At 60.0% G+C, this 12,711-nt stretch carries 12 protein-coding genes and 1 pseudogene; 9 read left to right on the top strand and 4 right to left on the bottom strand.

The window, feature by feature from the left end:
• Positions 1 to 248 (bottom strand): LysR family transcriptional regulator (locus AC5ZGW_RS43305; protein ID WP_496114112.1); only part of this gene is annotated, 248 nt, incomplete at its 3' end.
• 148 nt (positions 249 to 396) lie between these two features.
• Between AC5ZGW_RS43305 and AC5ZGW_RS43300 the strand changes: the two genes are divergently transcribed.
• The 6 genes from AC5ZGW_RS43300 (at position 397) to AC5ZGW_RS43275 (ending at position 5,333) form a co-directional block, all read left to right on the top strand.
• Positions 397 to 1,050, top strand: coding sequence for a hydrolase (locus AC5ZGW_RS43300; RefSeq protein WP_130228822.1), 654 nt, complete (start codon positions 397 to 399; stop codon positions 1,048 to 1,050).
• Between the two features lie 291 nt (positions 1,051 to 1,341).
• The gene (locus AC5ZGW_RS43295; protein WP_130228823.1) at positions 1,342 to 2,382 is read left to right on the top strand and encodes an LLM class flavin-dependent oxidoreductase; all 1,041 of its coding nucleotides are present in this window, start codon (positions 1,342 to 1,344) and stop codon (positions 2,380 to 2,382) included.
• A 31-nt stretch (positions 2,383 to 2,413) separates the two neighbouring features.
• A complete protein-coding gene (locus AC5ZGW_RS43290; RefSeq protein WP_245474972.1) occupies positions 2,414 to 3,259 on the top strand; it encodes an SDR family NAD(P)-dependent oxidoreductase in 846 nt (281 codons plus the stop codon).
• A 48-nt stretch (positions 3,260 to 3,307) separates the two neighbouring features.
• Entirely contained in the window at positions 3,308 to 4,150 is an 843-nt protein-coding gene (locus AC5ZGW_RS43285; RefSeq protein WP_130228824.1) for an alpha/beta fold hydrolase, read from the top strand.
• Positions 4,147 to 4,452 carry a GNAT family N-acetyltransferase gene (locus AC5ZGW_RS43280; protein WP_130228825.1) on the top strand — a complete coding sequence of 102 codons (306 nt, stop codon included), beginning with the start codon at positions 4,147 to 4,149 and terminating at the stop codon, positions 4,450 to 4,452. The genes AC5ZGW_RS43285 and AC5ZGW_RS43280 overlap by 4 nt, the downstream gene beginning before the upstream one ends.
• Positions 4,449 to 5,333, top strand: a complete 885-nt coding sequence (locus AC5ZGW_RS43275; RefSeq protein ID WP_130228826.1) for a pirin family protein — start codon at positions 4,449 to 4,451, stop codon at positions 5,331 to 5,333. Before AC5ZGW_RS43280 ends, AC5ZGW_RS43275 begins: the two co-directional genes overlap by 4 nt.
• Before the next feature lie 335 nt (positions 5,334 to 5,668).
• On the opposite strand, the gene AC5ZGW_RS43270 is transcribed toward AC5ZGW_RS43275, so the two are convergent.
• Positions 5,669 to 6,010 carry a hypothetical protein gene (locus tag AC5ZGW_RS43270; protein ID WP_130228827.1) on the bottom strand — a complete coding sequence of 114 codons (342 nt, stop codon included), beginning with the start codon at positions 6,008 to 6,010 and terminating at the stop codon, positions 5,669 to 5,671.
• 138 nt (positions 6,011 to 6,148) lie between these two features.
• On the bottom strand, positions 6,149 to 7,531 hold the full coding sequence (locus AC5ZGW_RS43265; protein WP_165435461.1) for an alginate export family protein: 1,383 nt from the start codon (positions 7,529 to 7,531) through the stop codon (positions 6,149 to 6,151).
• A 614-nt stretch (positions 7,532 to 8,145) separates the two neighbouring features.
• Here AC5ZGW_RS43265 and AC5ZGW_RS43260 point away from each other — a divergent pair.
• Entirely contained in the window at positions 8,146 to 9,726 is a 1,581-nt protein-coding gene (locus tag AC5ZGW_RS43260; RefSeq protein WP_130228829.1) for a Na+/H+ antiporter, read from the top strand.
• 157 nt (positions 9,727 to 9,883) lie between these two features.
• Here AC5ZGW_RS43260 and AC5ZGW_RS43255 read toward each other — a convergent pair whose 3' ends face one another.
• Positions 9,884 to 10,624: an SDR family NAD(P)-dependent oxidoreductase gene (locus tag AC5ZGW_RS43255; protein WP_130228830.1), complete on the bottom strand. Its 741-nt coding sequence runs from the start codon at positions 10,622 to 10,624 to the stop codon at positions 9,884 to 9,886.
• 490 nt (positions 10,625 to 11,114) lie between these two features.
• Between AC5ZGW_RS43255 and AC5ZGW_RS43250 the strand changes: the two are divergent.
• A pseudogene (locus AC5ZGW_RS43250) lies at positions 11,115 to 12,277 on the top strand (alpha/beta hydrolase).
• A 198-nt stretch (positions 12,278 to 12,475) separates the two neighbouring features.
• The coding region (locus AC5ZGW_RS43245; RefSeq protein ID WP_496114111.1) for an enoyl-CoA hydratase-related protein at positions 12,476 to 12,711 on the top strand (236 nt) is incomplete at its 3' end.

The raw sequence follows: 12,711 nt of genomic DNA, 5'->3' as shown, positions 1-12,711 counted from the left end.
AGGATCGTTTCCTTGGCAACATCGATCTCGGCGCAGACTCTGGCGGCGTGATCTCGGAATGTGGAACCCGCCTCTGTTAGTACGGTGCCGCGAGTAGTTCGTGCGAGCAGCTGGACGCCGAGCTCTGCTTCAAGCCGAGCCAGCTGCCGACTAACGATCGACTTGGAGACCCCGAGCCGACGCGCAGCAGGTGTTACTCCGCCAGCGTCAGCGATCTCCACGAATGTTCGCAGTTCTTCAATGTCCAATTTTAGCGTTCCTGCTTTTGCGACACAGTGTGGCAAGGGCGAGCGCTACCGTATCGCAAATGGGAGTGGCACTGTCTACGCAGACATCGTCGCAGTCGGCGGATGTCTCCCACAACTCAGCCTCATCTAACGGCAGCAGAGGATATTCATGACCTTTCGCAACGGCCTTGCGTCGCTTCTTCGTCCCGAGGACTCGGTACTCGTTCTGATCGATCACCAGCCCTATCAGCTCACGAACTTGAACAGCCACGATCCGCAAGCTGTAGTCAACAACACGACCGCGCTGGCGAAGCTCGCAAAAGCCTTCAATGTTCCAACCATTCTCACCAGCGTGATCGCGGCGCGCGGTGGACTTCTCTTTAAGCAGATCACCGACGTGTTCCCAGGCCAGGAAGTCATCGATCGCACCTGGGTGAACACCTGGCAGGACGAGAATGTGGTGAAGGTCGTCAAGGCGACCGGCCGCAAGCAGCTGATCATCGCGGGCCTGTGGACCGAGGTCTGCGTCGCAATGCCTGTCATCCAGGCCGCCGGCGAAGGCTGGGACGTGACCGTGATCACCGATGCGTCGGGCGGGATCTCGAAGGAGTCTCACGAAGTGGCGGTCCAGCGAATGATCGCGGCCGGCGCGAACGTGATGACCGTGATGGCGCTCGCTGGCGAATGGCAGCGCGATTGGGCGCGCACCGAGCATGTCGAGGCGCTGACCGAGATTCTCATCCAGCACTTCGCCGGCAGCGGTATCGCTTATATGTGGGAACAGCAATTGCTCAATACTCCGGCACCAAGCGCCGCGAAGTGAATTGAAGGGGGGGTGACGGGCGTCCGGACGATGCATTGCGAAGGGTGTCCGCTGGGTTAGTCTCGTCATCCCCTCTTTCCAGAAAACTGGAAACCGAACCGCTTTCAGCGGGGCCTACAGTGATCTCGCTCGAATCGGGCAACGAAACTGATCCGGATCGAAGGCGGCAAACTGGTCGAGCATTGGGACGTTCTGCAGAACGATGTGCCGGCAACCGCGACGATCGGGGGGCGCTTCGATGTTCGATCCCGACGAGGATCTCGCCAAGCTTAACTGCTCGAAAGGCTTCCCATGGAAATCGGTATCGACAGCTTCGCGGCCATGCTTCCCGATCCGGCGACGGGCAAGCTTCCATCCAGCACCGATCGCATGGCAGACCTCATCGCGGAGGTCGAGGTCGCCGACCGGGCCGGACTCGATATATTCGGCGTCGGCGAGCACCATCGTGCAGAGTTCCTGGATTCCGCTCCCGCGATCATCTTGGCCGCGGCGGCAGCCCGCACCAGCCAGGTCCGCTTGACGAGCGCCGTAACCGTCTTGAGCGCGGCCGACCCGGTGCGCGTGTTCCAGGAGTTCGCGACACTCGATTTGATCGCCGGCGGCCGGGCGGAGATAGTCGTCGGTCGCGGTTCGTTCGGTGAGGCCTTTCCGCTGTTTGGCCTCGACACCATGGCGTATGACGAGCTCTTCGCCGAGAAACTCGATCTATTTCTCAAGCTCCGCGAATCGACCAACATCACCTGGAAGGGGCGCTTCCGGCCCGCGCTCCATGGCCAAAGCGTCTTCCCACGCCCGCATCAGTCGCAACTTCCGCTCTGGATCGGAGTCGGCGGCACGCCGCAATCCTTCGCGCGAGCCGGCGAGCTTGGCCTTCCGTTGATGGTCGCGATCATAGGCGGTAGCTTCGAACGTTTCCGTCCTCTCGTCGATCTCTATCGCGAGACCGGCCTACGCGCTGGCCATGATCCTAAGCAGCTGTCGGTAGGCGTGCACGCCATGGGCTTCGTCGGAGAGACCAACGCCGCCGCCAGAGACGCCTTCTTCCCGGGATGGGCGCACCTGACCGCGAAGATCGGCCGCGAGCGCGGTTGGTCGCCGCCGAACCGACGGCAATTCGACGTCATGGCCGGTCCCGAGGGCGCGTTCCTGATTGGTGATCCGGGGACGGTCGCAGCCAAGATGCTCCAAGCCAGCGAGGCGCTCGGCGGCGTCTCGCGCATCACGTTTCAAATGAGCACCGCTTCGCTCGAAACCGCCGCGATGAAGCGCTCGATCGAACTCCTAGGTACTGAAGTCGCGCCGGTTGTCCGGGCGGCGCGCGCAAATCCGTGAGGAGTGCTTCGTCTCTGGAAGGAAACACCTGATGGTATCCACTTTTCCAAGATTCGGCCGTTCGGTCGTAGTCACGGGCGCCGGCGCCGGCCTTGGCCGCGACATCGCGCTCGGGCTCGCCGCCAAGGGCTATATCGTCTTCGGCACAGCGATGTCCGCGGCGGAGGCCCTAGATCTCAGGGACGCTTCCGGCGGACGTGTCAGCCTGACCGTCTGCGACGTCACAAAGGCGATGGGCGTGGAGGCCTGGGCGTCCGGTGTGACTGAAGCACTTGGCGCTGCCGGGCTCAACCTCCTGATCAACAATGCCGACGTCCTCACTCAAGGTCCGATCGAGGTCCTTCTGCTCGACGCCATCCGTCACGAGTTTGAAGTCAACGTATTCGGTGCCCTTTCGGTGATCAACGCATTCTTGCCGGCCTTACGGAAGGCGCGCGGCCGTATCGTGCAGGTCAACACATGGATGGCGAGCTTGCCGTTACCGTTCAGCGGGCCGTCGGCAGCTTCGCATGCGGCGATCGAGGTATTTTCGGCTGTCTATCGCGCCGAACTGAAATCCTTCGGTATTGAGGTCGTGGTGGTGACCGCCGGCAACATGAAGACGGGTGGTTCAGCGAAGACGTCGGCCTTGGCACGGATCGCAAACGGGATGACGTCGGGTCAACGCAAACTCTACGGCAAGACGTTAGGCACCTTCGCGAAGGGGCTGAGCAGTACCCAGGCGGCCAGCTTCGACTCGGCCGCTACCGCTGCACAGGTAATCGAAGTCGCCGAGCAGCATCCCGCGCCGAGCCGCGCGGTGGTCGGCGCCGACGCCGAGGAGATGCTCCGAGCCACCCACGAAAGCCCGACGCCGGGGGGCATGCACTCCGCCTGACGCTTGTTGGCCTGCGCTGATCTTCATCTCAAAAGGGAAACGGATAAAATGACGATACTAGCAACGCAGGATGGTACCCGGATCTTCTACAAGGACTGGGGTCCGAGAGAAGCCAAGCCCATCATGTTCCATCACGGCTGGCCATTGAGCGCAGACGATTGGGACATTCAGATGCTGTTCTTCCTAAGCAAGGGCTATCGCGTCATTGCGCATGATCGACGCGGGCACGGTCGCTCCGACCAGACCGATACTGGGAATGAGATGGATACATACGCTGCCGATGTCGCGGCGTTGGTCCGGGAACTTGATTTGAAAGACGCGGTCCACGTTGGACACTCGACCGGCGGTGGGGAGGTGATCCGCTATGTCGCCCGCAGCGAACCCGGCCGCGTGTCGAAGGCGGTGCTGATCGGTGCGGTGCCGCCGATCATGCTGGCGACACCGCGATATCCTGGCGGCTTGCCGATGGAGGTGTTCGACGGATTTCGCGAGGCCCTCGCTCGCAACCGCGCGCAATTCTACCTCGATGTCCCTGCCGGACCATTCTACGGCTTCAACCGTGAGGGCGCCGACGTAAGCGAGGGGCTGATCCGCACTTGGTGGCGGCAGGGGATGATGGGCGGCGCCAAGGCCCACTACGACTGCATCGCCGCGTTTTCGGAAACGGACTTCACCGAGGACCTTCGGACTGTTTCCTTGCCAGTCCTGCTGATGCATGGCGAGGATGATCAGGTGGTGCCGATCGACGCGTCCGCGCGCAAAGCGATCGACCTGCTGCCGAACGGCACGCTGAAGACCTATCCGGGCCTGTCACACGGGCTGTTCGCTACACATCCCGATCTCATCAACGCCGATCTGCTGGCGTTCATCGAGGGCCAGGCCGGAGCATGAGTGCGGTTAGGGACAATCCAACCGCACATCGTTTCGAACTTCCGATCGATGACGCCAGCGAAATCGCGGCGGTATACTATCGCATCGAAAGTGGCCGGCTCGTCCTCACCCATACCGAGGTCCCACAGCAATTCTCTGGGCGGGGAGTTGGATCGCGGCTAGCACGCGGCGTCTTCGATGCGATCCGCGTGAGTGGTCGCAAGGTAGTCCTGCGCTGCCCCTTCATAGCGGCCTACTACGCACACGATCCCGAATATTCCGACATCGTCGATAGCCCGAACCGATCAGGAGAGATGACATGATTGAAATGGTCATAGAACAGCGACGTCGCGATCTCGGCGGGGGCTTCGAAGTCGGCCGCGTACTTCCGATCGCCAAGCGTCGAATGGTCGGTCCCTTCGTCTTCTTCGATCATATGGGACCGCTCGATCTCGCGCCCGGTGTCGATCGTAGCCTCGACGTCCGCCCACATCCGCACATCGGGCTCTCGACCGTCACCTATTTGTTTGCGGGCGAAGTGATGCACCGCGACAGCCTCGGCTACGAGCGAGCGATCCGTCCGCAAGAGGTTAACTGGATGACCGCAGGTCGAGGCATTACCCACAGCGAGCGGCTCGAGCGGGCGAGACTGCAAGGTGATCATTTGCACGGCGTCCAGGCCTGGGTCGCGCTACCGACCGAGCATGAAGAGACCGCGCCTTCCTTCTCCAACTATTCCGGAGGCGACCTTCCCCAATGGAACGAAGCAGGCGTGGTAGGCCAACTCATCGCCGGCAGCGCCTATGGTCTGACGGCGAGTGCCACGACGCATTCGCCGCTGTTTTACGCTCATCTCAATATGGCGAGCGGCGCGACCGCCGAGATACCGGGCGCGCACAGAGAGCGCGCCCTGTACATCGCTACAGGGGCGGTGGAGCTGGATGGCAAGCGCTACGAGGCAGGCAAGATGCTGGTGCTGGCTTCCATCGCCTCCCGCATGCTCGCCCTGGAGCAGTCTTCAGTGATGGTTTTGGGAGGAGAGCCCGTCGGCGAACGGTATATCTACTGGAATTTCGTATCATCCTCGAAGGATCGCCTAGCGCAAGCGGCCTCGGATTGGAAGGCGGGAAGAATGAAGCTTCCCGACGCCGACAATGTGGAGTTCATTCCGCTGCCGGACGGGCCGATGCCGACCTTCCGATGAGGCGTGGGTAGCCGATGAAACCAATGTCGATCCGCGACGGAGCACGCCGCCAAGGCGGAATGGGGCGTGTGCCGGTCGAAATCTCGCCGACATCCAACCGAGGTCTCAATGGCGGGACTGTGCGTTCAAGTAAAAGTCTCGGAAGCCGGACCGAGCCCGCTTTCAGTCCGTATCAAGAACGACCGCCAGATAGGCGATAGCGAAGGTCTTCAGGTGGCGGAGGATGCGTTGCGTCGCAGTTCAACCTGTCCCGCGCCCGTCACTACTGGTCTTGCTCATCCGGATCCAGTCGCGCCTGGAACAGCCTGCGCCGGTTGTCATAAGACAGCCCTTTACTACTTGGGTGGGTAGGGCTCGATGTCTGCAGACCAATAATGCCTGGCGATGTTCTGACTGCTTCGGATGACGTGGTAGGCAATATCCGGATCGCCTCCTTCAAAAGTGTCCGGATCTGCACCACACATCAGGCAATACATTCGCTGATGAACGACGCCTGCAAAATATTCCAGCACCGGCGTGGCGTCTTCCTGATTGATTGCTCGCATGTCTTCGCTGGCCTGTTTGACCGCCTCTTCCAAAGCCAGAGAGACCGCAGCAGCCAACGCGGTGTCCGCACGTTTCATTACGTCGACGGCCTTTCTTTCAGCCGGCGTAAGAACAGGGCAACTTTTTGTCACTACTAACCTCCGTGAACTTTGATGGTTTCAGTGGCGAAACGTCTTCCGTAAGGCTGTCGAGGAGCGGGACTACGAAGTCGTTGTGCCGGCCACGACATCACGGCATCGGAGCAGCACAGCGATTGGCCTGAGTTTCTTTCAGAACTTGAATCTCACGTAGGCCGAGCCATATTGGACGTCCCGACCGGGTATCGCGCTCGCGGTCAGAAACGGTCCAACGAAAAAGTAGGCATAGGCCAGCGAAACGTCTACGTGCCGGGTGGCTCGCCAAACGATCGACGCCGAAAGCTGGTCTCCGATGTAGCGCTCGCGGCTCTCCTGTCCCGTCCGAAGCAAATTGCCGGCTAACCCGTAGACGCCGTCGTGTAGGCTATTTCTCCAGAACAGGTCGTAGCCAATTCCCAGCTGAACTGAGTCCGACAGATTGGCCCTGAACGTGGCGCCCAGCGCCAACAGATTGGGAGCGCCGTTCAAGCCGATTGCAGCTTGACCGAAGTAGATTCCAGTGGGGAATAGAGCGCTAAACGTTCCGAATGTACCGCTTGCCGAGCCGCCGTCACCGCTCGTCGCCGCCGCTTTCAGACTCACGCGGGGCGCGAAAGGTATGGACTTGAAAGTGTAGCCCGTTTCTGTGGCGAAAGAATAGGCGCTTAACGGAAGACCCGCAAAATTGCCGGCCTGATATGTCAATTCCCAATCGTAATCCCAATTTCCCTTCGACCCGTAAGCCCGCGCGCCGAATGTATGACGCTGCTCGTCTCCCATGCCGCGATCAAAGGTAGCTTGGCGATTGTTGATGCCCAGATAGTACAGATCGAGACCGCCACCCATCGAAGAGACCGCCTTAGTCGCGTAGACTCCCCAAAACGTCGTGCGCGTGTTCGACGGATCGTCGAACACGGACGGTCGGTTCAGTACCGGTCGGGTGACGAGCGCGGTTGCGTGCCAACCGCCGATATCCAGGACAGCCGAGACTCCATCGAATGCCCGCCGGACGTTCGGTCCATCGCGCACGTCTACGAATCTACCAGAGCCGAATCGAAACTCCTGCCGCCCAAGGCGGACCGTAACATCCGCGCTAGAGGAAGCGGGTACGTCGAACTGGGCAAACGCCTGTTCCAGCCACAGTTGAGCCTCATCCACCGGGCGGGGCCCACCGTTGCGTCCATCTACTGTCGCGCTGGAAAGTTGCCCGAAGAACCGGATTCCGTCTCCTAGATGCCAATCCGAGTAAGTTGAAATGCGCTGAAGGAGGTAACCGTCGCGATCTTGTGGTCCCACCCCCCAATTGGCGTTCCTGAATCCCTCGTACCACTCCCGAACCTCACCACCTAGCGTTAGGTACTGGTCCTTTTGAGGACTCAGAGAAATGAATTTGATGGGGTCTAAGAAATCGCGTTTGCACCCGGGATCACGAAGATAGCTGTAGTCTTCATCCTGACGCAGCAGCGCATAGGGCGGCGGCGAGGGGCAGATCGAATCTGCCCATGCGCTAGAGGAGACCATGCTCAGGGCAAACATCCAAACCCACTTCGACAGGGTCCACGCTTCTTTCCGAGTTCTCACGCTTCCGGCGTAGCTTTCACCGCTAGGCTTTCCGCGGATCACTACGCGAAGCTCTCCAGCGGTTACGAGCCGGACATCGCGCCGCGAACCAGCTCCCATCAGCGGCTCTCGGTTGCGGGCGCATATCGAAGCAGCCGGTCTCCTAGCTGAAAAGATCGTTCGCTTCACCTTCGGGCACTGTGGCATCGAGATCGTCATCGTCCGCCTTTCCCAATCTCGATGAGATCAGGCGATCCCGAATCGACTCGGCTCTTCCGAGAGCGCCCGCCATGACGCCCCGCTTGCTTGCCGCATATCGCGTTGGGACCAAACGCGGTAGTCGCACGACTTGATCCTCTGTGTCGTGCAAAGTGGAACGCAGATTTCGCCTTTTCCGGCTGGGGTAGTCCTAGAAGCGCGCTATGTTCGCGTCGCAGCCGCCGTTGGGCGGGCTGAGGCACCTTTGCCCACTAGACGAGACACAACAGGCAAAAGCTCTCGCCGGCTCCTCTTGGATCAGGCCGAGCCCGTCCCAGTCTCAATGACAGCTCAATCAAGCCCGTTGATGGGCAAGTCCAGACAAGGAAAACATGTCTTCCGTCACTCGCTTCGAGATCGTGCTCTTGCTCATCGCTGTGATCGTTGTTCTCGAAATGCTCGCGCAGCGGCTTCAGCTTCCTCGTGCCGCGGCGCTTATCGTCGGCGGGATCGGTCTTGCCATGATCCCGGGAACTCCAAACATCGAACTCGATCCCGATCTAGTTATGGTCCTTTTCCTGCCGCCGTTGTTGATGGCCAGCGCATGGTTCACCGCCTGGCGGGATTTCCGCGCGGACATAAGAATCATAATGCAACTTGCCGTGGGAGCCGTTGTTTTTACGACGCTGGTCGTCGGAGTGGTGGCGCACATGGTGCAGCCGACCCTTCCTTGGGGAGCCTGCTTCGCTCTAGGCGCGATAGTCTCGCCGCCAGACGCCGTAGCGGCGAAGGCGATACTTCAGAAACTGCCGTTGCCGCAGCGAGTCATCGTGCTGTTGGAGGGAGAAAGCCTAGTGAACGACGCGTCCGGGCTGGTTCTTTTTCGGCTCGCGGTCGCCGCAACGCTAACAGGCGTATTCAGCCTAACCCATGCTGTACTTCAGTTTTCCTGGCTCGCAGCCGGCGGAGTGGCGTTGGTGGTAGCTTTTTCCTACGTATCCATTTTCGTTCTCAAACGGATCGACGATGCAGACCTCTCCGTCGTCTGGGGATTCCTGACCGCGTGGATCTCGTATATCGCGGCGGAGAAGATCGGTGTTTCCGGAGTGCTGTCCACCGTATCGTGCGGCATGGTTATGGGGTGGCGTCAGCATGATCTCCTGTCAGCGGTCACTCGCACGCGATCGGCGGCGGTCTGGGGAGTCGTTGTCTTCCTGCTGGAATCACTGATTTTCGTCCTGATAGGCCTTTCACTCCGCGGTATGTTGATCAGGCTCGGCGGATCAGAAGCCTTGCTCGAACTCCTGCCCTCAACCATGGCGATCGTCGCGGCAGTGATCGTCGCGAGGTTCGCATGGATCTTCCCGACGACTTACATTCCTCGCGCGTTGATCCCCATGCTCCGTGCGCGGGATCCCTATCCTCCGCTATCCGTGCCCTTCATCATGAGTTGGGCGGGGATTCGGGGAGTGGTCAGTCTCGCTGCGGCCCTTTCGCTTCCCGAGGCCTTTCCCGGTCGAGACCTCATCCTGGCGGTGACGTTCGCGGTCATCCTCGCGACGGTTCTTCTGCAAGGCTCTACCCTAGCTCCGCTCGTACGGCTGCTCTCAGGAGCGAGGATCGGCTCGTTGGACAATTCGAAACTCTCTGAGGCCGATGCCCGTGCTCGCATTGCTGCCGCTCAGTTGGCGGCGGTCGAAAAAGAGTCACTCGAACCAGACGGAAGCCACCGTCATCCTCGCTTGATGGAGCAATATTCCTACCGGGTAAGGGCGTCGGCGCGATTCTCGGAGGAGCCCGAAATATTGACGTCGCACCGCGCGGATCACTTCACGGCCGTCTTGGCAGCAATTTACGCCGGTCGCAAAGAGTTGCTGCGGATGTATCGAGACGACCAAATCCACGACAGCGTGCTCCATGCAATCGAGCAAGAACTCGATCTGGAGGAGATCACGGTAAAGCGGTTCGTATGACTTAGGTCCGCGATCGGGAGAATTAACCGTGTGCTTCGGAAACCACGGCACACGGGAAGGCAGGCATCGATGAACTCCGAGATAGGCGTTTGCCAACCGATCATCCGACGGAACGCCTCCCAAGACGTTTGCTGATCTTCCAATGATAGCGCCAGTTTCACGCGATCGCACCCCCGTCCGCGGTTAGGACAGCGCCCGTAATTATGCTCGCAGCGGGGCTGGCGAGAAATACCACGGCGTTCGCGACTTCGTGCGGCTCACCGAAGCGCCCCAAAGACGACAAGTTGCGCTGAAACTCGGCACCAGGGCCGTCCGCTGGATTTGCATCTGTATTAGTCGATCCGGGTTGTACAAGATTCACGGTGATACCTTTCGGTCCGAGTTCGCGCGAGAGGCCGCGGGTGAAGGAAGTAAGCGCCGCCTTCGACATCGCATAAGCAGTGACGCCAGCGAACGGGACCCGCTCTCCCAGCCCCGAACCGATCGATATGATGCGCCCTCCCTCGGCGAGATGAGGAATAGCTGCCTTCGCGAACAGCACCGGCGCTCGTACATTGACATCCATCAGGGTTTGGAATTCCGTAACGTCGATATCGGTAATCATACCGTTGTGTCCGATAGCTGCGCTGTTGACGAGGATGTCGAGCCCGCCGAGCGCCGATACGGCTTCTCTCACAGAGCGCATGATGGCTCCCGGGTGAGCGCTGTCGGCTTCAATCGCGATCACACGACGACCCTTGCTTCTGATCGAATCGGCCACCTTTTGCGCTTTCTCGGTCGAGTGCTGGTAGGTGAATGCGACGTCGGCGCCGTTCTCGGCCAGCGCCAACGCGATGGCCGCCCCAATGCCCCGCGACGCACCTGTCACCAATGCGCGCTTCCCACTCAGATCAATCATAACTTGCCCTTCTGGTACCGTGGTTCGAGCACCCGAGCGGCTCACGTAAAGCTTACGAGAGGCGCTTGAAGCCCTATCTCGTGCAATCTGGTGCTCGAGTGGACGTCTCGTAGCAGCGAGAAGTGTCAAACTGTGTCGCAGCGAGAGGAACGCCGCCCGATACGTCGTTTATGATTTACACGCGCGAAGCGCGCCGTGCCGCCGTAGATTGAAGTGACGTTGCCATATTCGGAACGCAGCGTTCCTAAACGGCGGACTATCGGCCAGAATGCAACCTCGTTAGCTTACTTCAACTCTACGAGTGTTTGCCTTGGTTGCTGTTCATGTGCGCACGTCGGACTCCGACAATAGAGTCGAATTGATTTACCGATCGCCCCGTGTTTGCGCTGGGGCTACTGGTTTCGGTTCGGCGCTAACCGGCGACGGTGGCGGGGTAGACTTTATTGTTGGCTTAGCTGACGCGCTGACGAACCGCCGGGATCACGACTATATGCGGGGAGCGGAATTGATGAGGTGCCGACGATGGTCGGCTCGCTATAACATGACAGCTTTGATCGTGATCTGCGCCATCACCCTTGGTGGCTGCGCGCCTCGGCCCGGACCGTGGGTGCTCGAGCCCGTTCCGAGCGTCGGCGCTGCGAAACTCGTGAAAATCTTCGTCGCGAGCACTCGTGCTGCGCAGCCTGAAGCGCTGGTGCCTCCCGCAGAAGGTGGCGCTGCAACGCCTGCGTACTTCCGCTATGTGATCTCCATCCCTCCCACTCATACGCCGACCGAGATTGAGTGGCCAACATACGCTCCTGACCCAGCTAGGCATTTTTTAGTCGTTTCGGCAGAACGTCTCGATGAAGAGAGGTTCCTGGTCGAAATCGGGCAGGCTGCTGCTCGCGGTGATTCACTTGGCCACGACGTCGGCATCTTCGTTCATGGTTACAACAATAGTTTTCAAGAGTCGCTGTTTCGGACGGCTCAACTCGTTGCTGACTCGGGTGCGGGGCCGTCCGCGGTCCTATTCTCCTGGCCGTCAAAGGCAGAACTTACCGGCTATATCGCAGACAAGGATGCGGCGACCCTCTCGCGCGACGCGCTCGCCCATCTTGTCACGCGGCTCGCGGCCGAGCGTGGGGTGAGGGTGTCAAGCTCGTCGCGCATAGCATGGGGTCTTGGCTAACCATGGAAGCCGTTCGGCAAATTCGCATCGCGTCGGACGTTCGAACTATCGAGAAGCTCGATGATGTAACGCTCGCGGCGCCGGACATTGACACCGAGGTGTTCCTTCAGCAGTTACGCGTCATCGGCAGCCTGCGCTCGCCCATCACAGTGCTTGTTTCCAAAGAAGACGAGGCTCTGTCGTTTTCCAGGTTTCTCGCGGGGGGACAACTCCGGGCTGGAGCGGCGAACATCGACGACCCCCACGTCATCTCAGGGGCCAGGACCGCGAATGTCCGTGTCGTCGATATATCCGGCCTTGCCACGTCCGCGGGAGCCGGCCATGACGGCTTCTGGGCGTACTCTGCGATCTATGGCCGGCTTCAAACAAGCCGTGACGGGTTGAACGCATCGGAGACAAGTGCAGGGGTGTACGTCCTCGAAGTAGCCGACAGGCTAAGGCCTTTAGACGCCCGGCTCGAGCAGAGAGCCGCGGCCCCGTAGCGCTTCGAGCATGCACAGTCCGGAATCGGTGGACTCTCCACCTCACGCAGATGAGACGCTGAGCGTTAGCGGTGGTTATTCAAAGCAAACGGAGAGAGCCAGATGAACGAGACGTTGGCTGCCGGGCTAGACAATCGCTATGCTAAGTATGTGCGGCTTTAGTTCGACTGGCCGCAGCCGCGGGTCCTGCGAATTACCATGTCGAACGGCAAGATGAATTCCGCCGATGATAAAATGCACGGCGAACTCGGCATGGTCTGGCGGGACATCGACAGCGATCCCGGCGTCTCAGCCGTCATCCTGACTGGTGCGGGCAAAGTCTTCTCAGCGGGTGGCGATTTCGCGATGATGGAGCGTATCATCGACGATCATGACACGCGGATCCGTAACTGGAAGGAAGCCCGAGACATCGTCTACAACGTCATCAACTGCTC

The sequence above is a fragment of the Bradyrhizobium sp. Crot121 genome, assembly GCF_059512385.1.
This window is presented reverse-complemented; position numbering and strand designations above follow the sequence as displayed.

Bases quoted from the DNA above. Each gene is read 5' to 3' on its own strand.
- AC5ZGW_RS43290 (WP_245474972.1), top strand. From the start codon at position 2,414: ATGGTATCCACTTTTCCAAGATTCGGCCGTTCGGTCGTAGTCACGGGC.
- AC5ZGW_RS43295 (WP_130228823.1), top strand. From the start codon at position 1,342: ATGGAAATCGGTATCGACAGCTTCGCGGCCATGCTTCCCGATCCGGCG.
- AC5ZGW_RS43265 (WP_165435461.1), bottom strand. From the start codon at position 7,531: ATGTTTGCCCTGAGCATGGTCTCCTCTAGCGCATGGGCAGATTCGATC.
- AC5ZGW_RS43280 (WP_130228825.1), top strand. From the start codon at position 4,147: ATGAGTGCGGTTAGGGACAATCCAACCGCACATCGTTTCGAACTTCCG.
- AC5ZGW_RS43300 (WP_130228822.1), top strand. From the start codon at position 397: ATGACCTTTCGCAACGGCCTTGCGTCGCTTCTTCGTCCCGAGGACTCG.
- AC5ZGW_RS43255 (WP_130228830.1), bottom strand. From the start codon at position 10,624: ATGATTGATCTGAGTGGGAAGCGCGCATTGGTGACAGGTGCGTCGCGG.
- AC5ZGW_RS43285 (WP_130228824.1), top strand. From the start codon at position 3,308: ATGACGATACTAGCAACGCAGGATGGTACCCGGATCTTCTACAAGGAC.
- AC5ZGW_RS43260 (WP_130228829.1), top strand. From the start codon at position 8,146: ATGTCTTCCGTCACTCGCTTCGAGATCGTGCTCTTGCTCATCGCTGTG.
- AC5ZGW_RS43275 (WP_130228826.1), top strand. From the start codon at position 4,449: ATGATTGAAATGGTCATAGAACAGCGACGTCGCGATCTCGGCGGGGGC.